Genomic DNA, 24,828 nt, shown 5'->3' with positions numbered 1-24,828 from the left:
CTGGTCAGCGCCCACGGGGAGCCTTTACCGTGGGCGCCGTGACCAAGCAGATGATCGTTTTGAACGGCGGATCCAGCGCGGGCAAGTCGGAGATCGTCCGCCGCCTGCAGGCGGTCCTGCCGGAGCCGTGGCTCGCCTTCGGCGTCGACGCCTTCGTCGACGCGCTGCCCCCGGCCATGCAGGACTCCGGCGAGGGCATCGAGTTCGCCCCGGACGGCGGGGTGATCGTCGGCCCCGTGTTCCGGCGGCTGGAGGCGGCGTGGATGGCGGGGATCGTCGCGACGGTGCGCGCGGGCGTCCCGGTGATCGTCGATGACGTCTTCCTCGGCGGCGCTGCCTCCCAGCAGCGGTGGAAGCGGGCTCTGGACGGGCTCGACGTGCTGTGGGTGGGCGTCAGGTGCGACAGCGCGGTGGCGGCCGAGCGGGAGAAGGCCCGCGGTGACCGGATCCTCGGCATGGCCGCCGCCCAGGCGGACATCGTGCATGAAGGCGTGGTCTACGACCTCGTAGTGGACACCACGCACACCGCCTCGGAGCTGTGTGCCCGGACGATCGGCGGTGCGGTATGAGATCCAGAACGAACGGCATGTGGTGGGGGACCGCCATCGAGGCGCCCGACCCCGGAGCCCTCGCCCGCTTCTACGCGCAGCTCCTGGACTGGCCGATCGTGCACGAGGAGCCGGGGACGACCGTCGTCGCGCCGCCGCCGGGATCCGTGTACATCGTCTTCCAGCGGGCGGACGGCTACCGCCCGCCCGCGTGGCCGCCCGCCGAGGGCGAGCAGCGCCCGATGATGCACTTCGACTTCCAGGTGGGCGATCTGGACGACGCGGTCGCCGAGGCGGTGGCCCTGGGCGCCACCCTGGCGGCGCACCAGCCGCAGGAGAACGTGCGCGTGCTCGTCGATCCCGCTGGACACCCGTTCTGCTTGTGCCGCGACGACGGCTGAGTATAATTCGTATACGAAAAGTTCGTGTGCGAAGGAAATGATGGACGAGGCCGAGGAGATCGCGCGGCTCTACCCTGCGGTCTACCGCCGGTTCAAGGCCACCAGAAGGACGTTGCCCGGCTCGCCGGGCCTGACCGCGCGCATGTACGGCGTGCTGAGCCATCTGGTCGCCGCTGGACCGCTGACGCTGGGGGAGCTCGCCGAGCACCTGCAGCTTTCCAGGGCCGCGACCACGGAGCTGGTGAACAGGGTCGAGGAACGCGGCCTGGTCGCCAGGTTCAGGGACGAGCGTGACCGGCGCAGGGTGTTCGTGTGGGTCACGGAAGAGGGCCGTACGGCTGCCGCGGCGGCGTCGCCCAGCGTGCTCGAGGCGGATCTGCTGGCGAGAGCCGTACGGCAGATGACGCAGGACGAGCGCGACGGGCTCGTTGCCGGGCTGCGAGCGCTGTTGAGGGAGGACTCATGAACTGCGAGAGCTGCGGGATGCCGATGGAGCACGGGCAGGGCTCCTGGTGTCAGCACTGCACGAACCCGGACGGCACGCTGCAGGACTTCGACGAGCGCTTCGAGCGCATGGTGCAGTGGCAGGTGCGGCGCGAGGGCCAGTCGAGGGCGGAGGCCGAGGTGGCGACGCGGGCGTACATGCGCACGATGCCCGCCTGGCGCGACCACCCGAAGCTGGCGCCGTGAAGATCCTCGGAGTGGACAACATCCTGGTAGGGGTGGGGTCCGTCGAGGCGGCCAGGTCGTTCTACGGCGGGGTGCTCGGCCTGACCGAGCGGTTCGCCACGGAGGAGCTGGCCCTGTACGCGATCGGCGACGAGACACCTGGCTTGCTGGTGCGCGTGCAGGACGATCCGCGGCCTGGGTCGATGCGGGTGTGGCTGGAGGTGCCCGACGCCAGGCTCGCCGCAGAACGCGTCGGCGGCGAGCCGTTCGAGGTCTTCACCGGGTGGACGGTCGAGGTGTCCGACCCGTGGGGAAACGTGATCGGCCTGACCGACTACACCAAGCAGCCGTCACTCGGGAGATAGGCGACTTACTGGTTGACCGGGTTACCGCCGGGGAAGGGCAGGTTGGTCAGGTCGTCGCCGCCGTTCTCGGTGTCGAGCTTGGTGGTGACGTCGTCGGCAGGCGGGGCGGTGATGGTGATCGGGGCGCCCCAGCCGGTGAAGCGGGTGTCGATGCTGAACGACTCGTTGGACTCGGCGCCGAAGGCCTTGGCGGAGAACGTGGTCACCAGGCGCTGGGCCAGCGACCTGCCGTCGAGTGCGAGCTTCCAGGTCACCACCTGCTTGGCGGCCTTGGCCGTGGGCTTGCCGAAGGACGTGGCGCGCAGTGACGGCGAGACCTTGTAGAGCTCGCCGTACGTGATGGACCCGCTGTATCCGCCCTTGCCCGCCTTGGCGGTCCTGAGCACGACGGCCAGCGTCTTCGCCTCGGCGACGTTGATGATCTGGCCGTACATGCCGGTGAGACCGCCGCCGAGCTCGTCGCGCGTCTTGAGCCAGGTCTTGCCCTCGGGCATCATCGCGCCGAACATGCCGCCGGAGATGTAGGACGTCTTGCCGATCCTGATCGTGCGCTCCGGGTCGGCCATGGCCTTCATCATGTCCGGAGCGTCTTCCGGAATGTCGCCCTTGTTGAAGTTGAACCGGCCGGTGATGTCGGAGGCGGCGATGCCGGACTTGGAGAACTGGTAGCTGCCCGACCGCCGCACGACGATCTCGCGGCCCATGGAACGGATCATCGTCGTGCGCTCGGTGAACTTCACGCCCTTACCGGAGACGAACTGCTTCTGCAGCGCCTTGACCGGGTCGGTGGACGCGGCTGCGTGGGCGGGGGCGGCGGTGAGGAGGGCGGTGGCGGCCGCGACCGTGATGCCCGCGATCAGTCGCTTCATCAAGATTTTCCTTCGCTCTGTTGGGAGGGGTGAAGGAATCTTGGCGGATGCGGATCACGACATAGTCTCGGATATCGGGACATTCTGTGCAGAAAGGGCCCAACTTCCGCGAAGCTGGGCCCTTCAGGGTGACTACTCGGTCTTGCCGTTGTCGTCAGGCGGGACGCTGACGTAGTTCTTGTCGACCACGGACGGCAGGTCCGGCGGGTTCTTCGCCAGGTCCTCGATCTTGGCCACCGACTCGGCGGGCGGAGCGGTGATCTTGACGGAGGTGCCCCAGTCGAAGTACCTGGTCTCGGCCACGACCTTCATCTTGAGCTTCTTGGAGATCGGCAGGACCAGCGAGATCGACAGGCGCTTGGCCAGGCTCTGCTCGTCCAGGTAGAGCTTCCAGCCGATCGCAGCCTTCGCCTCCTTGCCCTTCGGCTTGAGCGGCACCATCTCCCTGAGCGTCGGTGACACCGCGTACAGGTCGCCGAGCGTGATCGACCCCTTGTACGCCGAGGCACGCTTGCTGGTCGCCGTGGCGAGCAGCTTCTTCAGCGTCGCCGGCTCGAAGATGTTGATCAGCTGGTCACCGTACGCCGCGGAAGCGTTGCTCGCCTTGGCGGAGAACCACAGCTTGTCGTCGGGCAGCAGCAGCGAGAAGATCCCGCCGTTCACGTACAGCTTGTTGCCCACGCTGACCTGGTAGATGCGCTCCATCAGCGTGTCGACGGCGTCGGCCGTCTCCGGGTTCTGCTTGACGGCCAGCTCCAGCTGGTTCCTGACCGCCTCGGACATCACCGGGTTGCGCACGGTCTCCGCGCCCACGACCCCCTTGGCGCCGAGCTCGATCGAGCCTTCCCTCGTGGCGCCCGCGTATTCTTCCCCGTTCACCCAGGTAGAGGTCGTCTCCCGCAGCTTCACGCCCTGGCCGGCGACGAACTGCTTCGTCAGGGCCTTGACCGGGTTCGGCGTACCCGCGGCCTGCGCGTATGCGGGGGTAGCCGCGATCACCGCGGAAGCGGTCAACGCGGCGGCGATCCATCGCCTCATGTGTCAGATGCCCTTCTTCTGGTGTATTCGGGCATTCTGTCGGAGTGAGATCACCGTCACATCACAAGGTTTCTCAGCCCCGGTGACCAGGTCAGGGTCTGCCAAAGGCTAGGCTTCACTGGCGGAAAACGCCCGGCTTACGGGGTGGCCCGGGCCGTCGAACATCAGTCGGACAAGCAGGGAGTGAACCCGACGCAGCGAGCGGAGTGGAGACTCGAAGAAGGAGAGGCTCCGCGGAGCGAGTGAGGAGGGTGAGCGACCCGATGAGCAAGGACGGACCCTCGTGGACCTGTTCGAACATCAGGCGAAGGAGCTCTTCGCGGACTACGGCATCCCGGTGCCGCGCGGCATTGTCGCGCACACTGTGGAGGAAGTACGCGCGGCAGCTGAAGAGCTGACCGGTCGCGTCGTTGTCAAGGCACAGGTCAAGACCGGTGGCCGTGGCAAGGCGGGTGGCGTCAAGGTGGCTGACGACGCCAACGACGCCGTGGAGAAGGCCACCGCCATCCTCGGGATGGACATCAAGGGCCACACGGTCCACAAGGTGCTGATTGAGGAAGCCAGCGCGATCGCGGAGGAGTACTACTTCTCCTTCCTGCTCGACAGGTCGAACCGCACCTTCCTGGCGATCTGCTCCGCGGCCGGCGGCATGGAGATCGAGGAAGTGGCGCACACCGCGCCGGAGAAGGTCGCCAAGATTCCCGTCTCGGCGCTCACCGGCGTCGACCGGGCCAAGGCCCGCGAGATCGCCCAGGCCGGCGGTCTCCCGGAGGTGGCGCTGGACGGCGCAGCCGACATCATCGAGAAGGTGTGGTGCGCCTTCGTCGACGAGGACGCCACGCTGGTCGAGGTCAACCCGATGATCCTGTCGGCTGACGGCCAGGTCAAGGCGCTCGACGGCAAGGTCACGCTCGACGACAACGCGACGTTCCGCCAGTCGGACCACGCGAAGTTCGAGGACAAGTCGGCCGAGGACCCGCTGGAGGCCGCGGCCAAGGCCAAGGACCTCAACTACGTCAAGCTCGACGGCAACGTCGGCATCATCGGCAACGGCGCCGGGCTGGTCATGTCCACGCTCGACGTCGTGGCCTACGCGGGCGAGGCCTTCCCCGGCCAGCCCAAGCCGGCGAACTTCCTCGACATCGGCGGCGGCGCGAGCGCCGAGGTCATGGCGGCCGGTCTGGAGATCATCCTCTCCGACCCGGCGGTCAAGTCGATCTTCGTGAACGTCTTCGGCGGCATCACCGCCTGCGACGCCGTGGCCAACGGCATCGTGGCGGCGTTCAAGCTGCTGGAGGACCGCGGCGAGGCGGTCACCCGCCCGCTGGTCGTCCGCCTCGACGGCAACAACGCCCTTCTCGGGCGCCAGATCCTGCACGACGCTGCGCTCAAGGGCGTCGAGCTGGTTGACACGATGGACGACGCGGCCAAGCGCGCCGCCGAGCTCGCGGCAGGTGCGTAACCCATGGCTATCTGGCTCACCGAAAACAGCAAGATCATCGTTCAGGGCATGACGGGCGGCGAGGGCACCAAGCACGCCAAGCGCATGCTCGCCTCAGGCGCCAAGGTCGTGGGCGGCGTCAACGCCCGCAAGGCCGGCACCACCCACCTCGACCTGCCGGTCTTCGGCACGGTCGCGGAGGCCATGCGCGAGACGGGCGCCGACGTGTCGGTCGTCTTCGTCCCGCCGGCGTTCACCAAGGACGCCGTCAAGGAGGCCATCGACGCGGAGATCCCGCTCTGCGTCGTGATCACCGAGGGCGTGCCGATCCACGACTCCACGGAGTTCTGGGCGTACGCGATCGCCAAGGGCAACAAGACCCGCATCATCGGGCCCAACTGCCCCGGCATCGCCTCGCCCGGCGCGTCCAACGCCGGCATCATCCCGGCCGACATCACGACCGCCGGCCGCATCGGCCTGGTCTCGAAGTCGGGCACGCTGACGTACCAGCTCATGTACGAGCTGCGCGACTTCGGCTTCTCCACGGCTGTGGGCATCGGCGGCGACCCGGTCATCGGGACGACGCACATCGACGCTCTCCAGGCGTTCCAGGAGGACCCGGGCACCGACGCGATCGTCATGATCGGCGAGATCGGCGGTGACGCGGAGGAGCGTGCGGCTGCTTACATCGAGCAGCACGTCACCAAGCCGGTCGTGGCGTACGTCGCGGGCTTCACGGCTCCCGAGGGCAAGACGATGGGTCACGCGGGCGCGATCGTGTCCGGGTCCGCGGGCACTGCGCAGGCGAAGAAGGAGGCCTTGGAGAAGGTCGGCGTCCGCGTCGGCAAGACCCCCTCCGAGACCGCGCGCTTGATGCGCGACATCATGGCAGCGCGCTGACAAAGGCGTCATAAGGGGCGTGCGGGGCTTCTCCCGCACGCCCCTTCGCGTCTTCGGGGGTACGGCGGAGCCGAGGGACACCCAGTCGCCGCACGTGGCCGGGCTCCCTCCAGGGACACGGCCGGGTAGCGGACAACCGGGCCGCCGTAACGTTCCAAAGCCCCGGCGATGGGCAGGACGGCGTAACGGCGGCCGGCCACGCACGCTCGTCGGCTGTGCCCCTGGAAGGAGCCCGGCCACGTGCGGCGGTTGGGTGTCTGCTGGCTTCGCCGTACCCAAAAGAGGACTCGAATGGGAGAAAAGGCATCGGGATCGGCGGGGCGGTGGGGCTCTTGACGGAAAACTTGAGAACATCGAACACTGTGACGGCGCTTCTCGACCAGCTACGGACGGCCCCCCGCAACGTCCTCGGCAAAATCCCCGGGGTCTCGAGCGACGACGACGAGACCCGGCGGCCCCTGCCGGTCTCCGGCATGCTCGCCGCCGCGGCCACCCTGGGCGTCGGCCTGGCGGTGCTCACCACGCTCACCCTCATCGGCTGGATCGCCGCCCCGCGCGGCGCGCTCGGCTCCGGACTGCCCGGGGTCTTCCGCACCGCCGCCCAGCTCTGGCTGGCCGCCCACCACGCCGGGTTCGCGATCCCCGGCGGCCGGGTCGGGCTGCTGCCGATCGGGCTCATGGTGCTCCCGGCCGTCCTCCTCTACCGCGCGGGCCGCTGGATGGCGCGCGACGCGGACCTCAGGGTCAGGATGCCCGCCAGGCTGCCCAAGAACAGCCCGCGCGAGCAGGCCAACGCCCGCCGCCGCGCCCAGCTCGTGCTGGTGGCGCAGGCGGGCATCTCGCTGGCCGCGCCGTACGCGCTGCTGGCCGGGATCATCGCGGTCGTCGCGCGCAACGAGATCACCCAGCCGTACATCGGCGAGGCGCTGATCAGCCACCTGCTGCTGGCGTTCCTCGTCGGCGCGCTGGCCACCGCGCGCACGATCGGGCCGTGGAAGTCGATGCTCCAGCTCCTGCCCGAGCGGCTCAGGGCGGTCACCGTCGGCACGGCCGTCGCCACGGCCGTGCTGCTGGCTGCCGGGTTCCTGCTGGTGCTGGCCGCGATCGTGTGGAACTTCGGGCAGATCCGCGAGCTCACCGAGGTGCTGTCGCCCGGGTTCGTGGGCGGGCTGCTGCTGTTCGTGGTCCAGGCGCTCTACCTGGCCAACGCCGCCATCTGGGGCATGTCATACATCTCCGGGCCGGGGTTCGCGATCGGCACCGGGACGCTCGTCGCGCCCACCGGCGTCCAGCTCGGCGCGGTGCCGAGCCTGCCGCTGCTCGGGGCGCTTCCCGACAGCGGAGCCGTACCCGGCTGGGTCATGGTCGTCATCGCGCTGCCGTTCGCGGCGGGAGCCGTCGCCGGGGTGGTGGTCGTCAGGATCGCGCCGTCGCCGTCCTACGAGGCCGCGCCCTTGTGGGGGTTCGTGACCGGTGTCACGACCGGGCTGGTCGCCGGGGTGCTCGCGGCGCTGTCCGGCGGGCCGATCCGAGGCGGGATGCTGGCCGCGATCGGGCCGTCGCCGTGGGAGGTGGCGCTGTCGGTCAGCCTCGAAGTGGGCGTGGCAGCGGGCATCTCCGCCGGGCTGGCCAACTGGTGGCTGCTCAACCGGCGCCCGGTGCTCAAGGCGGCGCCCCCGGCGATCGCGACGCCGGTCGCCAAGGCGAGCGCGGCGATCGCCAAGGTGGCGAGCAGGGTGGGGTTCGCCGAGGCGGACGTGCGCCCGCTGCCCGGCCACTGGATGGACGCCACCGAGGCCGACACCCAGCCCATCCCGGTCATCAGGGACGACTGGACGGACGAGCACGCGTCAGCGGCCGTCGAGGCGGAGAAGGCCCCCGAGCCACCACGGCCGGTGCGCAAGGACATCGTGGACGAGTCGGACGACCGCGGCGGCCACGTCATCTACGTCGATCCGTACGCCTGGGACCGCGACTAGGCGGCGCCGATCAGCTCCAGGAGGAAGCCGGGCACCTTCAGCTTGGCCGCGTCCCTGAACTGGGTGAAGCACTCACCCTGCGCGGAGACGGTGCCCGCGCCCTTCATGCACTCGGTGTAGGCGGCGTACTCGTTCATGAGATAGAGCTGCAGCGCCGTGACGAACGCCGACAGCACCAGCGCGATCGCCGAGACCGTGATGCCAGCCGTCGCCAGCCCGGTCGGCTTGGCCGCCGCACGCAGCAGCGGCAGGGCCTTGACGCCCGCGACCAGCGAGAACAGCGCCATCACCACACCGGCGAAAGGCAGCATGAACGACATCGCCACGGCGGCGATGGACAGCCAGATCGCCCTCTTGCCCGCCGCCTCGGCCTGCTCGTCGCCCGCCGACGCGTGCACAGGTGTCGTCACCTGACCTCCCTCTGCGTTGCCGGGCTCCGGGTGCCGATACCCTGGCAGCCCACCCCTGAACTTTCGAAGTGGAGTGCGCTCGTGTCCAAGGCTGGGCGGCTCGTCGTCCTGGTTTCCGGCTCTGGAACCAACCTACAGGCCCTGCTGGACGCAACAGCCGATCCGTCGTACGGCGCGGCCGTCGTGGCGGTCGGCGCCGACCGCGAGGGCATCGAGGGCCTGGCCCGCGCGTCGCGGTCCGGTGTGCCGACGTTCGTGGAGAAGGTCGGCGACCACCCGTCACGAGGTGACTGGGATGTCGCGATCGCTGAGCGCATCGCCGCGTACGAGCCCGATCTCGTGGTGTCCGCCGGGTTCATGAAGATCCTGGGCGCGCCCACGCTCGACGCCTTCACGGTGCTCAACACGCACCCGGCGCTGCTGCCCGCCTTTCCCGGCGCCCACGGCGTACGCGACGCGCTGGCCCACGGGGTCAGGGTCACCGGCTGCACGGTCATGCTGGCCGACGCCGGGGTCGACACCGGCCCGATCATCGCCCAGGAGGCGGTGCGCGTCTATGACGGCGACGACGAGGCCAGGCTGCACGACCGCATCAAGACTGTCGAGCGAGGTCTGCTCGTCGAGACTGTCGGCCGGATGGCCCGCGAGGGCTGGACGGTCACCGGACGCCATGTCCGGATCGGAAACTAACCAGGAGGGGATGCGTGGCTGAGACGCGAATCGCGATCCGTCGTGCGTTGATCGCGGTGTACGACAAGTCCGGGCTCGAGGAGCTGGCCAGGGCTCTCGACGCGGCGGGCGTGGAGATCGTCTCGACCGGGGGTACGGCTGCCGCCATCGCGTCGTACGGCGTGCCGGTCACCAAGGTCGAGCAGCTGACCGGGTTCCCCGAGTGCCTGGACGGCAGGGTCAAGACGCTGCACCCGCGGGTGCACGCGGGCCTGCTCGCCGACATGACCAAGCCGCACCACGTGGCGCAGCTCGACGAGCTGGAGATCGACCCGTTCCAGCTCGTCGTGGTCAACCTCTACCCGTTCAGGGAGACCGTCGCCTCCGGCGCGGCCGACGCCGAGGTCGTCGAGCAGATCGACATCGGCGGCCCTGCGATGATCCGCGGCGCGGCGAAGAACCACGCCACCTGCGCCGTGGTCGTCTCACCCGCCTCCTACGGCGACGTGCTCGACGCGGTGAACGCGGGCGGGTTCACGCTGGAGGACCGCAGGAAGCTGGCGGGACAGGCCTACGCGCACACCGCGTCGTACGACGTGGCGGTGGCCAACTGGTTCTCCGGCGACGCCTCGTTCAAGGGCGCCACCTGGGACCTCAAGGCCACGCTGCGCTACGGGGAGAACCCGCACCAGCAGGCCGCCCTCTACACCGAGGGTTCCGGCGGGCTGGCCAACGCCGAGCAGCTGCACGGCAAGGAGATGTCCTACAACAACTACCTCGACGCCGACGCCGCCTGGCGTGCGGCCTGGGACTTCACCGAGCCGGCCGTCGCCATCATCAAGCACCAGAACCCGTGCGGCATCGCGGTCGGCGCGGACGTGGCCGAGGCGCACCGCAAGGCGCTGGCCTGCGACCCCGTCTCCGCCTACGGCGGCGTGGTGGCGGTCAACGGCACGGTGACGGCCGCGCTGGCCCAGCAGCTGACCGACGGGTTCACCGAGGTCCTGGTCGCCCCCGGCTACGAGGAGGAGGCGCTGGCCGTCCTCAAGGAGCGGTGGAAGAACCTGCGCATCCTCCTGGCACCGGAGGCGCCCGCTGCCGCGAGCGAGTTCCGGCGCATCGACGGCGGGCTGCTCGTGCAGACCGTCGACAGGGTGGACGCTCCCGGCGACGCCCCCGAGGACTGGGAGCTCAAGGCGGGTCCTGCGGCTTCGCCCGAGGTGCTGGCCGACCTGGCGTTCGCCTGGCGGGCCTGCCGTTCCGTGAAGTCCAACGCCATCCTGCTGGCCACCGACCGCGCCACAGTCGGGGTGGGCATGGGCCAGGTCAACCGGGTCGACTCCTGCCGCCTCGCGGCGAGCAGGGCGGGGGAGCGGGCCGCCGGATCCGTGGCGGCGTCCGACGCCTTCTTCCCGTTCGCCGACGGGCCCGAGGTGCTCATCGAGGCCGGGATCAAGGCCATCGTGGAGCCCGGTGGGTCGATCAGGGACGAGGAAGTGATCGCGGCCTGTGAGAAGGCGGGCGTCACGCTCTACTTCACGGGGACTCGCCACTTCTTCCACTGAGCAAGCGGACCCGGGGCAGGGTCAAGCAGTCGTCAACTGCGGTTAATCTGTTGGCTTCGCCGCCTGACTGCCCCGGAGTCCTTTCATGGCCTTGCTCGACACGATCCTGCGCGCCCTGGTGACCTTGAACGGGTTCATGACGAGCCCGTTCGTGCTGCTGGTGCTCGCCTTCGTCGGTGCTTACCTCGGCGCGAAGGTCGTGGAGGTCATCCCCTTCACCCGGCGGATCATCGAGCGCCGGGAAGCGCAGTAGACCACGCGAGCCTGGCCGCACCGGCCAGCGCGGCCCGCACGCCGAGCGTGGAGCGGTGGATGCGCACCGCCCTGACGAACCCGAGCCCGGCCAGCTCGTCGACCACGCGCTCCAGCGGGTCGAACAGCACAGGACCGGCGTTGGAGACCCCGCCGCCGATGACCACGGCGGTCACCTCGACGGCCGCTGCCGTCGACACCACCATCGCGCCCAGCGCCCTGGCCGCCCGCTCGAACGCGGCGAGCGCGACCGGGTGGCCTGTTGCCGCGTCGGCGGCGAGGGTGGCGGCGTCCGCGCCCTGCCAGCCGTTCTCGTGCGCCCATCTGACCAGGTTCGGGCCGCTGGCGTAACGCTCGACGCAGCCCCTGCCGCCGCAGGCGCACGGCTCGCCGTTGAACGGGTCGATCGACATGTGCCCGACGTGCCCCGCGTTGCCGGTGGGGCCGAGCAGGGGAGCGCCGTCGATCACCAGCCCGCCGCCGATGCCGGTCGACACGACCACGCCGAGCAGCGCCGGGCTGCCCTGGCCGGCGCCGAGCCAGTGCTCGCCGAGCGTGAAGCACTGGGCGTCGCCCGCGAGTACGGCAGGCAGCCCGGTCAGCTCCGCGACCCGGTCGCGCAGCGGGAAGCCGCGCCAGTCGTGGATGTTCACCGGGCTGACGGTGCCGTTCTCCAGGTCGAGCGGGCCGGCGCAGCCGATGCCCACGGCGGCGGGCGCAGGTCCGTCGTCCAGGACGTCGGCGATCAGCCCGGCCAGGGCGTCGAACACGCCGGTCGCCGGGGTCGGCGCGGTGCCGTCGCGCACCACGGCGCCCGCCGCGTCGACGAGCGCCGCGGCGAGCTTGGTGCCACCGATGTCGATGGCCAGGACGTGCGTCATCAGTGTTTGTGGTGGTTGTCGGGCTGGCGCGGGTCGCCGGGGTGTTCGAGGCCGGGCACCAGCTCGACGCGTTCCGCCCTGCGCTCGTCCAGCCACCTGGCGAACGCCCGCCGCCGCGCTGCGCCCACCCGGCCGTCCTCGCCCTGCTGGGACGCCGGGGTGACGGGCTGCGCGATGGCGAGGTGCCAGCCGAGCGCGTCACGCACGGGTCCGACCAGCGTGCCGTACGGCTGGCGCGCCAGCTCCTCGGCGATCGCGGAGGGCAGGGACGTCAGGGAGGTGACGCCGAGATCGTCGAGCCGGTCCTCCGTGACGTCGGCTTCGTTCTCGAACAGGCCGTGCCGTACCAGGACCAGGGTGTCGGGAGCAGGCTCCGGCGCGGGACGCCAGGCCGAGGGGATCTCCACGGCGGCGGTGACCGCCTCGAAGAGCGCGCGCACCCACGGGCTGCCGTTGTAGGCGGAGGCGTTGATGGAGCCCAGCTCGACGGCCGCCAGCCGGTCCAGCGGCGGCCCCTCCAGCGGGACCAGGCCGCGGGCGCGGCCCTCGTCCTCGCACAGCACCTCGGTCAGGATGACCTGGGTCAGCCAGCGGGCGAGCTGCCTGTCCTCCGAGCTGCCCTCGACCGGCAGTGCGGCGTTGAGCGGGCCCTCGCGCAGCTCGCGGATCCTGGCGTCGAGCGGCGCGCGGGGGACCGGCTGCCCGCCGACGTAGCCGATGACGTCCAGCACGTGGCCGTGGCCGTGGCCCGTCATCGGGTGACCTCCAGGCGGACGACCGGCGCGTACTGGCACCGGCCGAACCACATGATCTTGGCGAGCGCCCACGCGTGCCCGGCGGCCGCGTCTGCGGGCACCTCGACGGGGAAGGCGACGTCCACGCTCTCCCCGGCCGCGACCGTGAAGCCCTGGATGACCTCGGGCAGCAGCTCCCACGTCCCCCACGGCGAGGCGAGCTGCGCTTCACCGCGCACCTCGCCGCCCGTCGTGTTGGCCAGCCGTACGACGAGGGTGGTGACGTCGCCGGGACGCAGGGAGAGCGACTCGGTGACCGCCGTGACGACCAGGCCGGTCGGACGGCCCTCGCCGGTCTTGGTGCCCTGAGCGGCGACGCCGTCCTCCGGGACGGGGCCGGGCACCGGCAGGGAGGGGACCTCGCCGATCGCGACGGTCAGGACGTCCTCGACGCCCGTGTCGAGGGTGGCGGCGACGAAGTGCAGCCCGTCCTCGGTGGCCGCCGGGGTGACGGTGACCGGGAAGCGCAGGTGGCCGCTCGGTTCGAGGCGGAAGGCGCGGCGCGCGGGGGAGACCGTCCAGCCGTCGGGCGCCGACAGGGTGACGACGCCCTCGTGCGCGGCGTCGACCAGGTGCGAGGCGACGACGACCGACGCCTCGAACTGGCCCTCGGGCGAGGTGACCAGGCCCGGAGTGATCGCGACGGAGATCGGCAGGTAGCCGAGCGGGGCCGGGCCCTTGTTGTGCAGCCAGTAGCGGCTGTAGACGGGCTGGGCGAGCTCGGCCGTGGCGCCCAGCTCGCGCTGCGCTTCCGGCAGGTGGACCGGGGCGACGAACGTGGCGACCTCGGACCCGGCCAGGGTCAGGTCGGCCGCGTCGCCTGGCCGCTCCAGCAGGTCGGCCTGCCGGAACTCGTCGAGCAGGGGCGAGCTCAGGGTGGCCGTGGTCCCCAGTCCGGTCGACTCGATCAGCCTGATCGTGATACCCGAGTCCGTGGTGGAAGCCCCGTGTGCCAGCGGGTTGCCCGTCGCCTTGACCGTGCCGAGCAGCACGTCGCGCGCGGGCTCCACGCTCAGCAGCGAGTGGACCGGCGGCAGGTCGCCGGTCCCCTCGACCACCTTGGGCAGCATGGGCGTGATGTACTCCTGGCCCGCCGCGGGCAGGCCCAGCGCGCGCCAGTCGCCGTCACCGGCGGCGAGGGAGTAGCTGAACTCGTGCGTCCAGTGCTGGAGCTGGAAGGACGACCCGTCAGGCGTCGTACGGCGGGGCGGATCGAGCCAGACGCCCGACGGCCAGCCGGTGCACGAGCGCATCAGCGACAGGTGCAGCGCGCCGGTCGGGTCCACGGCGAACCCGGGCAGGCCGTACGTGAGCAGCGCGACGGTCCTGTCCTCCAGGGTCTCCGTGCCGAGCGGGCACACCGCCTCGATCCTGGCGTCGGCCAGGTCGTCGATGAGCTCCTCGACGGACCCCGACACGATCAGCGCGGGAAGGGCGCGGACGTCGCGCAGGTCGGCGCTCGGCTGCCACACCTCGGCGAGCGGCTTCTCCGCCGGGACCCAGACGCGGCCCGAGCGCTTCAGCTCGGCGGCGAAGGCGTGGTCGACGCGGTCGAGGAGCTCGGCGGCCAGCGGGTTCTCCTCAGGGCCGCCGAGGATGATCCGTACGTCGGGGAGGTTGGAGTCGACGTCCAGCCAGCCGTACCTGCTGCCTGGGGCGGACGACGTCGTGGCGGTCACGCCCGCCCTGACCAGCGCGACCACCAGGTCGCGCGCGCCTGGGGCGTCGTCCAGCGTGGGCACGACCACCTCGGCGACGCCGAGGGCGCGCGCGCCCGCCTCGCCCAGGTCGACGCGCGCGGTGGCGGACAGGCCGAACCAGGTGTTGGCCGGGTTGTCGAGGGTCCAGGGGTGCTCGGCGGAGTCGGCGTCGGGCAGGGCGTAGCCGCGCCCGACCACGGCGCCTGCCACGTCGGAGACCGGGAGGGCGCCCTCGACCTGCGCGGGGAAGCGGACCCTGAGCAGGCGGTCGGCGCCGGTGTAGTCGAGGACGCGGGTGGCGAAGTCGACGCGGTCGCTGCCGTGGAGGAGGGTGACCGTCTGCTCGTAGGCGAGCTCGCCGACGTGGCCGGTGATGATCAGGCGTTCGCCGAGCGTGGATTTTTCCGACTTTATGGTCGCTTGGGTGTCGCTGGAGCCGGTCGCGGCGCCGGTCGGCATGAGGTGCCACGGGCCCTCACCCATGTCCGGGTGCGCCGGGTACTCCTCGTAGACGCGCAGCTCGTTGCCCGCGCCGGTGAGGATCTCGCGGCCGGTGGCGCGGTCGAAGATCGACGACAGGGTGCCGCCCCTCGCGGGGTCGGCGTTCACCCGCCAGCGGTCGTTCTCGATGCTCGTGCTGTCGGTGCTCTCCCAGGTCGGCGCGTCGCCTTCGACGATGGGGAAGGTGCGCCAGCCCATCGACGGGACGTCGCGGGCCAGGAAGACCGTGGTGCCGTTGTCGTTCACGGCGCCCTCGACGGTCTGGCCGGGCGCCAGCCGTACGCGGACCAGACCGTCACGCGGGAAGGAGAGCGTGTTGGTCACGACCACGCCGGTGCCGTCGATGCGGGAGGTGAGCGCGTCGAGGGCGTTGTCGCGGGCCTCGGCGGCCAGGTCGTAGGCCTCGCGCCAGCCGGTGAGCAGGTCGATGTAGACCTGGTCGGACTCCGAGCCGGTGATCGCGTCGTGGTGGGCGCCGTAGGCGAGCTGGCGCCAGACCTTGTCCAGGGCGGTGTGCGGGTAGCGGCCCAGGCCGAGGAGGGCGGCGAAGGCGGACAGCTTCTCTGCGTCGGTCGCTGCTACCTCGGCGGCGCGCTGGGCCTGCTTGGTGTCGATGTAGGAGACGTCTTTGCCGGTGTAGACGGGGTTCATGTCCCGCGTCTGCGGGCTAAAGTCCGATATTTCGGCTCTTACGGCGTCGAGGAAGTCTTTCGGGGTGCCGCACACGAACCTCGGCCAGACGTACTTTGACGCGAAATCTCGGTGGATGTCGGTGACCCACTTGTTCGGCGGGGTGTAGTCCGTACCCACGGGAAGCAGGATGTTCTTCGTCGCCGCGACCGGCTTCAGCGCCTTGTAGAGGTCGAAGACCGCCTCGGTGGCCGCCTCCAGGGTCGGCGAGGAGTCCATCCACCAGCCCGCCGAGTAGTGCGCGGGCATGTAGTGCGTCAGCACGCCCTTGCCCGACGGCGAGATCCACTCGAACTCGCTCGGGAACTGCATCAGGGACGCGTCGTTCTTGGCTTCCTTGAAGTTCTTGCTGATCGGGCCCCACTGGTGGAACGGGCCGCGCGCCCACGCGCTGCCGGTCAGCCCGGCGTCCGCCAGGTAGCCGGGGAACTGCGGGTCGTGGCCGAACACGTCGAGCTGCCACGCCGTCGTCGGGTCGCCGCCGAGGATGTCGCGCTGGTAGCCGACGCCGTAGACGATGTTGCGAATCGTCGTCTCGGCGCCGGTCAGGTTGGTGTTCGGCTCGTTGTAGGTGCCGCCCATGAGCTCGACCCGGCCCTCGGCCATCAGGGCCCTCAGGTCCTCCCTGCGCTCCGGGTGGGTGTCGAAGAACGGCTTCAGGTAGTCGATCTCGGCCAGCACGAACTTGTAGTCAGGGTCGCGCAACGCCAGCTCGATGTGCGCCTCCACCAGGGCGAACGCGTTGCGCTCCCACAGCGGCCGAGTCGTCGAGTCGCCGGACAGGAACTCCCACGGGCTCGTGTAGGCCGCCTGTGTGTTCCACCAGACCGGGTCGTAGTGGAAGTGCGACACCATGAACATCGTCCAGCCGGGCTCCTCGGCGACCACCTCGGTCTCCAGGGACTCCTCGCCCGCGATGACCACACAGGACACCCGGCTCCCGGAAACCTTCAGCGGCACCTCAAGGGTGACGACACCCGTCCCAGCCGGTACGGTCACCGCCCCCGCCTGCTCGACACCCGCACCGCGAACCTCGAGCGGCACCGCCTGTTCGCCCTGCTCGACGGTGACTTTCAGGACTTGGTACGGCTGCGCCTCCGACCCGACGAACAGGTCTGTCGATTCCGCTGACAACAGGCGAACGGGCACGTGGGCTCCCTGGATGAGCGCTTTGCTGACGCCCGTCACCCTAATGGCAACGTTGTCATTCCGCTAGACGAGCGTCTGCGGGCGCACGTCGTCCAGGTAGGCGCGCGCGGCGGCCTCGTCCCTGTCGGAGAACAGATAGGAGATCCACGCCTGCTGCTCGTGCACGATGGCGCCCATCTCCCAGACGCAGAACGTGGCCTTGTGCGTGTCGTCCATCTTGACCAGCTCAAAGGCGCCGTCGGTCTTGAAGTAGACGGTCTCCCACAGCTCGTTCTCGTTGCGCCAGGTGTTGATCAGGAGGAGGTAGTTGTCGCCGACGCGGTGCAGGATGACGAAACCGAGCTCACCGGCCTCCGCCGGGATCTCCCGCGCCGTGACCGCTCGGGCCTCACGGGTCACCTCGTAGGGGATGGGGCGGTCCTCCGGATGCAGGCCGTACCACTTGAGGCTGATTTCGGGGGTGACAATCGGCTCGCCCGAGGTCAGAAGCTTGCGGATGTGCTTGTAGCCACGCTCTACACTGATCATGCGGTGAGGTTACGTGGTGTCTGCCTCAGGGCGAATGGCCACTTGGTCCTGGTTGTGACTGACCACTGCCTGACAACGATGTCATCCCTGCTACGCTGGCGCGGTGCATCGTCGTGCGACCATGAAAGACGTGGCCGAGGCGGCCGGGGTGGCGCTCAAGACCGTCTCCCGCGTCGTCAACGGCGAGCCCACCGTCTCGCCGGAGACCACCGACCGGGTGCGGCACGCCATCGACGAGCTCGGCTACCGGCGCAACGAAGGCGCCAGGCAGTTGCGGCAGGGGCGGTCGCAGGCGATCGCCATGGTCGTGCGGGACATCGCCGACCCGTTCTTCGCCGCGATCGGCAGGGCCGTCGAGACCAGGGCGGAGTCCGACGAGCTGGTCGTGATGATCGGCTCCAGCCATGACGATCCGGCGCGGGAGCGCGAGGTCGCCCTGGGGTTCTGCGCTCGGCGGCCGAACGCGCTGATCATCGCGCCGATCGCCAAGCGGCAGGACTACCTGCTGCCGGACCTGCTCGACGGGTTGCCCGTGTGCGCGGTGGACCGTCCGGCGCAGGGGATCGCGGCGGACAGCGTGCTGTCGGACAACACCGGCGGGATCGCCATGGCGGTGGAGCATTTGCTGGGGTTCGGGCACCGGCGCATCGGTTACCTGGGGGACGATCCGGCGGTGTTCACCTCGCGGGAGCGGGTGGCGAGCTTCCGGCAGACGATGGCGTCGCACGGCGTGCAGGTGAACGAGGACGAGGTCCGCCTGGGCACCCCTACCCCTGACGCGATCACGGGCGCTCTGCGCGGGCTCCTGGACCCCTCGGACCCGGTGACCGCCTTGATCACCGGCAACAACCGCATCACCGTGGAGGTGTTGCGGCGGTTGGCTGACTCGCCTGGGCGGCCGGCGTTGGTCGGTTTCGACGACCTGGAGCTGGCCGAACTGCTCCGCCCCGGCATCACCGTGGTGGCCCAGGACCCGGACGCGATCGGGACGGCGGCGATGGACCTCCTCGCCGACCGCCTGACCGACCCGGGGCGCCCGCCGCAGGAGATCCGCATCCCCGTCCGCCTGATCCCCCGCGGCTCCGCCGAATCCCACCCTTAGCCCCACTCCCACCCAGCCCTCCTACAACCCTCCCGCGCCCACCCTCTCGAACGCCCTCACCCTCCCGCGCCCCCACTCCCGCACACCCTGCACTCCCGCGCCCCGCCCTCCCGCATCCCGCATCCCGCGCGGCCCCGCACCTCGCGCGGCCCAGCGCCCCCGCCCGCACTCCCGCCCCCACGCCCCGACACCCCCGCGCCCCGCGCTTGTGCGCGCCCCCACGCTCTTGTGCGGCCCCGGGCTCCTGCGCGGACCTCCGCTCGCTCGCGCGCCACGCATCCGCGCTGCCCCTCGCCCTCGCATTCCCTCTGACCCCCACAGCCCGAAACCCCCGCTCGCCCGCAGGACCCTCCGGCCTTCCCCCACAGGGGTGGGATGACCCGATACCCCCTATCAACGGACCGGCGGTGCCGCAGGTGGAAGGGCGCGTGGAAGGATTACCACCCATGAGCGCAGTGAAGCTGGACGGCAAGGCCACAGCCGCGAAGATCAAAGCAGACCTGACCACCAGAGTCACCGCGCTGAAGCAGCGAGGCATCACCCCAGGCCTGGGAACAGTCCTGGTAGGCGACGACCCGGGCTCCCAGATCTACGTAGCAGGCAAACACCGCGACTGCGCCGAGGTAGGCATTGCCTCCATCCGCGTAGACCTCCCAGCCACGGCAACCCAGGCCGAGGTCGAAGCCGCCATCGACACCCTCAACGCATCACCCGACTGCACCGGCTACATAGTCCAGCTCCCGCTACCCAAGCACCTGGACACCATGGCCCTGCTCGAACGCATGGACCCGCACAAGGACGCCGACGGCCTCCACCCCGTGAACCTCGGCCGCCTGGTCCACATGGTCAAAGCCCCCCTCCCGTGCACCCCCCACGGCATAGTCCTGCTCCTGGAGGAGTACGGCGTCCCCCTGAAGGGCGCCGACGTAGCAGTGGTAGGCCGCGGCATCACGGTAGGCCGCTCCCTGGGCCTACTCCTGACCAGACGCACGGAAAACGCCACCGTGACCCTGTGCCACACCGGCACCCAGGACCTGGCCAACCACGTCCGCCGAGCCGACATCGTGATCGCCGCCGCCGGAGTCCCCGGCCTGATCACTCCCGACATGATCAAACCAGGCGCAGCAGTCCTGGACGTGGGCGTCTCCCGAGTGGAGGGCAAAATCGCCGGCGACGTAGCCCCAGAGGTGGCCGAGGTAGCAGGCTTCCTCACCCCCAACCCCGGCGGCGTAGGCCCCATGACCCGCGCCCTCCTGCTATCCAACGTAGTAGAAGCCGCCGAACAAACCCCCTAAACGCCCATAGCCCACCCACCCCACCCCGGGCCCGTCCGGCTACGCGTCAACCCCACCGCGGGCCCACCCCACCACGCCCCCACCCCACCGCGGGCCCGCCCAGCTACGCGCCCACCCAGCCACGGGCCCGCCCGGCCACGCGTCCGCCTTGTCACGGGCCCGCCACGGCCCCACCATGCACCCGCCCCGCCACGGGCCCGCCCAGCTATGCACCCGCCCCGCCCCGCTTCGCAACGCGCCCGCCCCGCCACGGCCCCCTTCGCAACGGGCCCGCCTCGCCGCGCGTCCGCCTCGCAACGCGCCCGCTTCACTATGCGGCTACTCCGTCCGCGTCCGCCCCACCATGGGCCGCTCCGTGAGGGGCCTCGCGCCGTCCATCGGTGAGGTCGCGCCCGCGGCGCCGCGATACACCACGGGGGCCCGTACACCCCAAAGCCTCCGTAACCCCCCAAGACCCCGCATCCCCACAGGGAGTGCGGTCGGCACTCGCGGAAAGTGTGTGCGTCAGGTGGTTGCGAAGGGTGCCAGAAAGTCGCCGACGAGACGGTCATACCGGGCGCGGTCCACGTTCCAAGCCTCCACGTGGTCCCCGCCCTTGAACTCCTCGTACCGGATCTCCCACCCCAGCCGCCCACCCGCAGCCGCCAGGTCGCGTGATGCCTGCACGGGCGCCTGGAGATCCGCATCCGTATGGATCAGCAACATACGGGGGCGTACGGCGGGCGGGTGGGACAGCAGGTTGAGGCGATCCATGGAAATCCCCGTGCGCCACTCCGCCACCCGGTTGCTCAACCATCCCACAGCGCCAGGCAGGTGATACTTCTGCACCGACCACGCTGCCACGCGGTCGAAGTCGTACGGCGGAGCGTCCATGATCACCCCCGACACCGTCCCCGCCAGCCGCGACCGGTCGAGGAACTGCCCGGCGATCACACCGCCCATCGAAGTGCCGTAGATGACGATGCGTCGCGCGCCCATCCCCTGCGCGGTCCGTACCGCAGCCTCGAGATCACGCCACTCGGAGTCCCCCAGGTGGAGCAGCCCGTCCGGTGACGCGGGCGCCCCCTCGTCGTTGCGATAGCTGACGACGAGCACCGGCAACCCCAGCCGATGCACCACCGGCACCACCGACAGCTCCGCCTTGCGCCGCCCGTTCTGCCCATGCACCGCGATGACCCAGGTGTCTCCCTTGCCCGGGACATACCAGGCAGGCGCCTCCCCGAGCTCCGTCTTCACCATGATCTCGGAGAAGTCGATGTCCCACGTGACCTTGGGGTCGCCCGGCGGGACGGCCCCGAAATAGCCGGAAGAACCCACAGAAGGTACGGCGCCGCCGACCACCTTGCGCGTCACCCGGCCTGGCGTGCGTGCCACGATGTCGCCGACCATCGTGTGCGCACCGCTCCACTCGAACCAGTACGTGCCGGGCTGCGAGGTCTTCGCGGTCTCCTTGAAGGTCACGGTGCCGTTCCCGCTGGCCAGGACGCTGTCGCTGCCCGCACCGTAGTGCACCACCTCGACCGACTGCCCGCTGCCCCACCACACCCCGTACCCCGCGCCCCCGATCAGCACGACCAGGACGGCGGCGACGCCGATCCATAACCGTTTACGCCTGGATGCCATGGAGGATCCTCCTGATGGTCCGCGTGCACAGCGCCCGGAACTCCGTCTCCGACAGCGCGATGCGCCCGCCGAGATAGAGCTGGACGAGCCCCTGGGTCGACGACGTGATCACGAGGGTCACTTCGAGCGGATCGTCCTGTCGCAGCAGGCCGAGCCGCATCCCCTCGGCGATCAGCTCGACGACGGGCGAGAACGCCGGGGAACCTCCGCCCTGGAACCCCTCGGGAAACTGCCGCGCCTGCTCCCGCCGCTCGGTCATCAGGAACGCATAGAGATGCGGAGTGCCGAGCGCGAAGTCCAGGAAGTCGCCCATGAGCCCGAACGCACGATCGTCCCAGTCACCCTCGGGAACCCGTGCGCCCCAGGTGGCGGCGAGCTCCCCGAAAGTCCGTTGGGCGACGGCTTCGAGGAGGGCTTCCCGGTTGGCGAAGTGCTTGTAGATCGCCATGGCGGTGACGCCGACCACGTCGGCGACCCGTCGCATGGTCACCGCTGCGCTGCCCTCGGCGACGAGAATCCCTTGCGCCGCTTCAACAATCCTGTCACTGGTTCCCATGGTATACAACGTACACCTCCAAGGTATACGCCGTAAACCCCATGCCGCACGCCCTCGGTGGGGTGGCGGTGTGGGGTCCTCGGGTGAGGCGGCGGAGAGGAGCTGGTGGAGGGCGCTGCGTGGGGTGGTGGGAGCGGGGCCGGGCGGGGGTGGAGGGTGCCGGGCGTTGGGCGGTCCTCGGGTGAGGTGGCGGAGAGGAGCTGGGCGGGGCGGTGGAGTGGGTCCGGGCGGGGTGGAACGTGGTGGAGCGGGGCCGGGCTGGGCGGAGGGTCTTGGCGGTCTTCGGGTGGGGCGGTGGGCGAGGCCAAGCGGGGTGGAGGGCCGAGCGGGGGAAGGCCCCTGGCGGGCGGAGGGTGGTGGGTGAGGTGGGTGGTCCTTTGAGGGGTGGTGGGTAGCCAAGCGGGGGTGGAAGGCCTGTGGCAGGCGGTGGGGAATGCTGGAGGTGGGTGGGTTAGCGGGTTCGGTAGCGTTCTGTGGCTTCGCGGGTGGCGCGGATGGCGGCGTCAGCCGTCTCGTAGGTGCGTTGGGCCAGGCCTACGAAGAGGCAGTCGACGATCAAGAGCTGGCTGATACGGCTGGCCAGGGCGCCTGGGCGGAAGGCGGTTTCTCGGCCTGCCGAGATCAGGGTGTGGTCGGCCAGCTCCGCCAGTGAGGATCTGGGGTTGTTGGTGATGGCCACCGCCATGGCGCCCGCTTCCTTCGCTGTGCGGGTGGGGACCAGGACGTCGGGGGTTTCGCCGCTGCAGCTTATGGCCACCACCACGTCGCCTTTCCGCAGCAGGGCGGCGCTGGTCAATGCCAGGTGAGCGTCGCTGAAAGGGTGGCTGGACAGGCCTATTCTCAGGAGCTTCTGCGACATGTCTGTAGCCACCAGGCCTGAGGCGGCTACGCCGTAGACGTCCACGCGTCTTGCTTCGGCTATCGCTGTCACCACCTCGCCCAGCTGTGCCGGGTCCAGTTGGGCTGCTGTGTCGTCCAGCGCCTCGGATTCGGCTCTGGCGACCTTGGCGATCACGTCTGTCAGCGGGTCGTCCGGGCCCAGATCGCCTGGGACCAGGCGTTCCGGCTTCTCCCTCGCCACGGCTGCGGCCAGGGAGAAGCGCATCTGGGAGTAACCGGTGAAACCGAGCGCCCTCGCGGTGCGGACGATGGTGGCTTCGCTGGTCCCTGACACGGCGCTGAACTCGGTGATCGTGCTGCGGACGATCACGCCCGGGTCTTCCAGGATGAGCTTGGCGATGGCCTGGGCGGCGGGGGTCAGGGAGGGGAGTACGCCTCTGATGGCCGCCACGGGGTTGGGGGGCTGGGTCATGAGGTCAGCCATTCGGCGGCCGCCTGGGCGGAGACGCGGGAGATGCCGTGGGTCGCGGCATACGCGGCGCCTACCGGGGTGTCGGGGATGCCGGTCTCGATGACGATCGCGTCTGGGCGCTGGGTGAGGGCTTCGGACAATGCCTGCCGTACCCACTCATGGCGGGCGGTGTCGTGCACGACGAGCACTACCGGGCGGTCGGTGTCGAGTGACGGCAGGGTGCCTTCCGCGGTCATGGTCGCGCGGATGGAGCCGGGGAGGGCGGCAGCCAGTCCGGTGGGCGTGGAGGGGTCGATGGCCTGGTTGAGGCGGGTATTGACCTCGACGACCAGGGGAGGGGCGGTGAGGTTGGGCGTCCCGGTGGTGGTCAGGGCGGCTCGGGCGGCTTCCAAACCGGCCGAAAAACCCGCCGAAGGAGCGGAGGAAGAAGCGGTTGAGGGAGCGGAGGGAGGAGCGGCTGAGGAAGTAGCGGAAAGAGCGGAGGGGGGTGCGGTTGAGGGGGTGGCGGTAGGGGTGAGGGTGGGGGAGGAGGTTAGGGCGGCGGTGCGGAGGGGGGATTGCTGGGCGTACCAGGAGGAGAGGGTCAGGACGCGGTTGGCGGCCGAGGCCAGGCGTTCCTCGGCAAGGGTGCCTGAGCGGACGGCGGAGACGATGGCGTCACGAAGGGAGTAGAGGCTTTCCTCGGTCGCGATACCCACGCAGATCGCGTCGACCCCGGCGTTCAGCGCGCGGACCGCGATCTCGCCAGGCGAGTACAAGGCTGCGACGGCCTTCATCTCGATGGCGTCCGTGACGAGCATCCCGTCGAAGCCGAGCTCCTCACGCAGCAACCCGGTCAGGATCGTACGGCTGAGCGTCGCAGGCAGCGCCGGATCCAAGGCAGGCATCAGCAAATGTCCGCACATAATGGCTTGGACGCCTGCCTTGATGGCCGCTTCAAAAGGAGGAAGGTCACGCGACGAGAGCAAGGACCGCGACGCGTGCACCGTCGGCAGCGCCAGATGCGAGTCCGTCACCGTGTCCCCGTGCCCGGGAAAGTGCTTGGCGCACGCGGCCACCCCCGCGCCCTGCAACCCCTCGATCCACGCCACCGTATGCCGGGAGACCAGCGAGGGTGTGGGCCCGAACGACCGGATCCCGATCACCGGGTTGGCCGGGTTGGCGTTGACGTCGACCGAGGGCGCGTAGTCGAGCGTGATGTCCGCCGCGGCCAGCAACCGCCCGATCTCCGCCGCCACCCGATGCGTCAGATCGACGGAGTCGACCACGCCGAGCGCCCTGTTGCCCGGGAAGGAACTGCCCGTCCGCGCCTCCAGCCGGGTGACGACGCCGCCCTCCTCGTCGATGGCGACCACGACACCGGGATTCTCCGCACGCAACGAAGCGACCAGGGAAGCAACCCCCGAAGAAACGTTGCGGGCGAAGAGTACGGCGCCGCCCAGTCCCTCGCCGAGCGCGCGCCGCATCCAGTCCGGCGCGGACGTGCCCTCGAAGCCGGGCTGGAGCACGGTCATGGCCAGGCGGTTCAGGTCAGCAGTCACGATGACATTTTCCTTCATCAATATTGATCGGAAGGTAATTTTCTGTCATC

24 protein-coding genes are annotated in these 24,828 nt (G+C 70.2%); 13 read left to right on the top strand and 11 right to left on the bottom strand.

Going from position 1 to position 24,828, the window contains the following annotated elements:
• Positions 1 to 38: 38 nt before the first annotated feature.
• From cpt to ACIBG8_RS24295, 5 genes are read left to right on the top strand one after another with little or no spacing between them, the layout of a single operon-like run.
• Positions 39 to 569: a chloramphenicol phosphotransferase CPT gene (cpt, locus tag ACIBG8_RS24315; protein ID WP_397345210.1), complete on the top strand. Its 531-nt coding sequence runs from the start codon at positions 39 to 41 to the stop codon at positions 567 to 569.
• The gene (locus ACIBG8_RS24310; RefSeq protein ID WP_397345209.1) at positions 566 to 949 is read left to right on the top strand and encodes a VOC family protein; all 384 of its coding nucleotides are present in this window, start codon (positions 566 to 568) and stop codon (positions 947 to 949) included. Before cpt ends, ACIBG8_RS24310 begins: the two co-directional genes overlap by 4 nt.
• 37 nt (positions 950 to 986) lie before the next feature.
• On the top strand, positions 987 to 1,415 hold the full coding sequence (locus ACIBG8_RS24305) for a MarR family winged helix-turn-helix transcriptional regulator (protein WP_397345208.1): 429 nt from the start codon (positions 987 to 989) through the stop codon (positions 1,413 to 1,415).
• The gene (locus tag ACIBG8_RS24300) at positions 1,412 to 1,639 is read left to right on the top strand and encodes a zinc ribbon domain-containing protein (RefSeq protein WP_397345206.1); all 228 of its coding nucleotides are present in this window, start codon (positions 1,412 to 1,414) and stop codon (positions 1,637 to 1,639) included. The genes ACIBG8_RS24305 and ACIBG8_RS24300 overlap by 4 nt, the downstream gene beginning before the upstream one ends.
• Positions 1,636 to 1,983, top strand: coding sequence for a VOC family protein (locus ACIBG8_RS24295; RefSeq protein WP_397345205.1), 348 nt, complete (start codon positions 1,636 to 1,638; stop codon positions 1,981 to 1,983). Before ACIBG8_RS24300 ends, ACIBG8_RS24295 begins: the two co-directional genes overlap by 4 nt.
• Positions 1,984 to 1,988: 5 nt before the next feature.
• On the opposite strand, the gene ACIBG8_RS24290 is transcribed toward ACIBG8_RS24295, so the two are convergent.
• Positions 1,989 to 2,852 carry a hypothetical protein gene (locus ACIBG8_RS24290; protein ID WP_397345204.1) on the bottom strand — a complete coding sequence of 288 codons (864 nt, stop codon included), beginning with the start codon at positions 2,850 to 2,852 and terminating at the stop codon, positions 1,989 to 1,991.
• A 132-nt stretch (positions 2,853 to 2,984) separates the two neighbouring features.
• Positions 2,985 to 3,890, bottom strand: a complete 906-nt coding sequence (locus tag ACIBG8_RS24285) for a hypothetical protein (RefSeq protein WP_397345203.1) — start codon at positions 3,888 to 3,890, stop codon at positions 2,985 to 2,987.
• A gap of 283 nt (positions 3,891 to 4,173) precedes the next feature.
• Here ACIBG8_RS24285 and sucC point away from each other — a divergent pair, with 283 nt between their 5' ends.
• The 3 genes from sucC (at position 4,174) to ACIBG8_RS24270 (ending at position 8,210) form a co-directional block, all read left to right on the top strand.
• Entirely contained in the window at positions 4,174 to 5,352 is a 1,179-nt protein-coding gene (sucC, locus tag ACIBG8_RS24280) for an ADP-forming succinate--CoA ligase subunit beta (protein ID WP_397345202.1), read from the top strand.
• Between the two features lie 3 nt (positions 5,353 to 5,355).
• Positions 5,356 to 6,231 (top strand): succinate--CoA ligase subunit alpha, encoded by an 876-nt coding sequence (gene sucD / locus ACIBG8_RS24275; RefSeq protein WP_397345201.1) that lies wholly within the window; start codon positions 5,356 to 5,358, stop codon positions 6,229 to 6,231.
• 362 nt (positions 6,232 to 6,593) lie between these two features.
• The gene (locus ACIBG8_RS24270; RefSeq protein WP_397345200.1) at positions 6,594 to 8,210 is read left to right on the top strand and encodes a DUF6350 family protein; all 1,617 of its coding nucleotides are present in this window, start codon (positions 6,594 to 6,596) and stop codon (positions 8,208 to 8,210) included.
• Here ACIBG8_RS24270 and ACIBG8_RS24265 read toward each other — a convergent pair.
• Positions 8,207 to 8,620, bottom strand: a complete 414-nt coding sequence (locus tag ACIBG8_RS24265; RefSeq protein WP_397345199.1) for a hypothetical protein — start codon at positions 8,618 to 8,620, stop codon at positions 8,207 to 8,209. The two genes, ACIBG8_RS24270 and ACIBG8_RS24265, sit on opposite strands and share 4 nt — an antisense overlap.
• Positions 8,621 to 8,701: 81 nt before the next feature.
• Between ACIBG8_RS24265 and purN the strand changes: the two genes are divergently transcribed.
• The 3 genes from purN (at position 8,702) to ACIBG8_RS24250 (ending at position 11,107) form a co-directional block, all read left to right on the top strand.
• Complete coding sequence (gene purN, locus ACIBG8_RS24260) at positions 8,702 to 9,310, top strand: phosphoribosylglycinamide formyltransferase (RefSeq protein ID WP_397345198.1); 609 nt, start codon at positions 8,702 to 8,704, stop codon at positions 9,308 to 9,310.
• A 14-nt stretch (positions 9,311 to 9,324) separates the two neighbouring features.
• Entirely contained in the window at positions 9,325 to 10,854 is a 1,530-nt protein-coding gene (gene purH / locus ACIBG8_RS24255; RefSeq protein ID WP_397345197.1) for a bifunctional phosphoribosylaminoimidazolecarboxamide formyltransferase/IMP cyclohydrolase, read from the top strand.
• A gap of 85 nt (positions 10,855 to 10,939) precedes the next feature.
• Positions 10,940 to 11,107, top strand: a complete 168-nt coding sequence (locus ACIBG8_RS24250; RefSeq protein WP_397345196.1) for a hypothetical protein — start codon at positions 10,940 to 10,942, stop codon at positions 11,105 to 11,107.
• On the opposite strand, the gene ACIBG8_RS24245 is transcribed toward ACIBG8_RS24250, so the two are convergent.
• From ACIBG8_RS24245 to ACIBG8_RS24230, 4 genes are all read right to left on the bottom strand, one after another.
• On the bottom strand, positions 11,082 to 11,987 hold the full coding sequence (locus ACIBG8_RS24245) for an ROK family protein (protein WP_397345195.1): 906 nt from the start codon (positions 11,985 to 11,987) through the stop codon (positions 11,082 to 11,084). The two genes, ACIBG8_RS24250 and ACIBG8_RS24245, sit on opposite strands and share 26 nt — an antisense overlap.
• Positions 11,987 to 12,742 (bottom strand): hypothetical protein, encoded by a 756-nt coding sequence (locus ACIBG8_RS24240; RefSeq protein ID WP_397345194.1) that lies wholly within the window; start codon positions 12,740 to 12,742, stop codon positions 11,987 to 11,989. Before ACIBG8_RS24240 ends, ACIBG8_RS24245 begins: the two co-directional genes overlap by 1 nt.
• Entirely contained in the window at positions 12,739 to 16,821 is a 4,083-nt protein-coding gene (locus tag ACIBG8_RS24235) for a glycoside hydrolase family 38 C-terminal domain-containing protein (RefSeq protein WP_397345193.1), read from the bottom strand. The genes ACIBG8_RS24240 and ACIBG8_RS24235 overlap by 4 nt, the downstream gene beginning before the upstream one ends.
• A 63-nt stretch (positions 16,822 to 16,884) precedes the next feature.
• Positions 16,885 to 17,349, bottom strand: a complete 465-nt coding sequence (locus tag ACIBG8_RS24230) for a hypothetical protein (protein WP_397345192.1) — start codon at positions 17,347 to 17,349, stop codon at positions 16,885 to 16,887.
• A gap of 103 nt (positions 17,350 to 17,452) precedes the next feature.
• Between ACIBG8_RS24230 and ACIBG8_RS24225 the strand changes: the two genes are divergently transcribed.
• Entirely contained in the window at positions 17,453 to 18,451 is a 999-nt protein-coding gene (locus ACIBG8_RS24225; protein ID WP_397345191.1) for a LacI family DNA-binding transcriptional regulator, read from the top strand.
• Between the two features lie 446 nt (positions 18,452 to 18,897).
• Positions 18,898 to 19,746 carry a bifunctional methylenetetrahydrofolate dehydrogenase/methenyltetrahydrofolate cyclohydrolase gene (locus ACIBG8_RS24220; protein ID WP_397345190.1) on the top strand — a complete coding sequence of 283 codons (849 nt, stop codon included), beginning with the start codon at positions 18,898 to 18,900 and terminating at the stop codon, positions 19,744 to 19,746.
• Between the two features lie 504 nt (positions 19,747 to 20,250).
• Here ACIBG8_RS24220 and ACIBG8_RS24215 read toward each other — a convergent pair.
• From ACIBG8_RS24215 to ACIBG8_RS24200, 4 genes are all read right to left on the bottom strand, one after another.
• Positions 20,251 to 21,369 (bottom strand): prolyl oligopeptidase family serine peptidase, encoded by a 1,119-nt coding sequence (locus ACIBG8_RS24215; RefSeq protein ID WP_397345189.1) that lies wholly within the window; start codon positions 21,367 to 21,369, stop codon positions 20,251 to 20,253.
• Positions 21,353 to 21,925 (bottom strand): TetR/AcrR family transcriptional regulator, encoded by a 573-nt coding sequence (locus ACIBG8_RS24210; protein ID WP_397345188.1) that lies wholly within the window; start codon positions 21,923 to 21,925, stop codon positions 21,353 to 21,355. The genes ACIBG8_RS24215 and ACIBG8_RS24210 overlap by 17 nt, the downstream gene beginning before the upstream one ends.
• Before the next feature lie 451 nt (positions 21,926 to 22,376).
• On the bottom strand, positions 22,377 to 23,237 hold the full coding sequence (locus ACIBG8_RS24205) for a MurR/RpiR family transcriptional regulator (RefSeq protein ID WP_397345187.1): 861 nt from the start codon (positions 23,235 to 23,237) through the stop codon (positions 22,377 to 22,379).
• Positions 23,234 to 24,778 (bottom strand): glycoside hydrolase family 3 protein, encoded by a 1,545-nt coding sequence (locus ACIBG8_RS24200; RefSeq protein ID WP_397345186.1) that lies wholly within the window; start codon positions 24,776 to 24,778, stop codon positions 23,234 to 23,236. Before ACIBG8_RS24200 ends, ACIBG8_RS24205 begins: the two co-directional genes overlap by 4 nt.
• Between the last annotated feature and the right edge of the window lie 50 nt (positions 24,779 to 24,828).

The sequence above is a fragment of the Nonomuraea sp. NPDC050556 genome (assembly GCF_044457355.1).
Lineage (GTDB): Bacteria > Actinomycetota > Actinomycetes > Streptosporangiales > Streptosporangiaceae > Nonomuraea.
This window is presented reverse-complemented; position numbering and strand designations above follow the sequence as displayed.

What these genes read in the sequence shown, in the direction of transcription:
- ACIBG8_RS24210 (WP_397345188.1), bottom strand. Translation starts at nt 21,925, where the DNA reads ATGGGAACCAGTGACAGGATTGTTGAAGCGGCGCAAGGGATTCTCGTC.
- ACIBG8_RS24205 (WP_397345187.1), bottom strand. Translation starts at nt 23,237, where the DNA reads ATGACCCAGCCCCCCAACCCCGTGGCGGCCATCAGAGGCGTACTCCCC.
- ACIBG8_RS24305 (WP_397345208.1), top strand. Translation starts at nt 987, where the DNA reads ATGATGGACGAGGCCGAGGAGATCGCGCGGCTCTACCCTGCGGTCTAC.
- ACIBG8_RS24245 (WP_397345195.1), bottom strand. Translation starts at nt 11,987, where the DNA reads ATGACGCACGTCCTGGCCATCGACATCGGTGGCACCAAGCTCGCCGCG.
- ACIBG8_RS24290 (WP_397345204.1), bottom strand. Translation starts at nt 2,852, where the DNA reads ATGAAGCGACTGATCGCGGGCATCACGGTCGCGGCCGCCACCGCCCTC.
- ACIBG8_RS24215 (WP_397345189.1), bottom strand. Translation starts at nt 21,369, where the DNA reads ATGGCATCCAGGCGTAAACGGTTATGGATCGGCGTCGCCGCCGTCCTG.
- ACIBG8_RS24250 (WP_397345196.1), top strand. Translation starts at nt 10,940, where the DNA reads ATGGCCTTGCTCGACACGATCCTGCGCGCCCTGGTGACCTTGAACGGG.
- ACIBG8_RS24240 (WP_397345194.1), bottom strand. Translation starts at nt 12,742, where the DNA reads ATGACGGGCCACGGCCACGGCCACGTGCTGGACGTCATCGGCTACGTC.
- ACIBG8_RS24300 (WP_397345206.1), top strand. Translation starts at nt 1,412, where the DNA reads ATGAACTGCGAGAGCTGCGGGATGCCGATGGAGCACGGGCAGGGCTCC.
- ACIBG8_RS24230 (WP_397345192.1), bottom strand. Translation starts at nt 17,349, where the DNA reads ATGATCAGTGTAGAGCGTGGCTACAAGCACATCCGCAAGCTTCTGACC.
- ACIBG8_RS24220 (WP_397345190.1), top strand. Translation starts at nt 18,898, where the DNA reads ATGAGCGCAGTGAAGCTGGACGGCAAGGCCACAGCCGCGAAGATCAAA.
- ACIBG8_RS24285 (WP_397345203.1), bottom strand. Translation starts at nt 3,890, where the DNA reads ATGAGGCGATGGATCGCCGCCGCGTTGACCGCTTCCGCGGTGATCGCG.
- sucD (WP_397345201.1), top strand. Translation starts at nt 5,356, where the DNA reads ATGGCTATCTGGCTCACCGAAAACAGCAAGATCATCGTTCAGGGCATG.
- ACIBG8_RS24310 (WP_397345209.1), top strand. Translation starts at nt 566, where the DNA reads ATGAGATCCAGAACGAACGGCATGTGGTGGGGGACCGCCATCGAGGCG.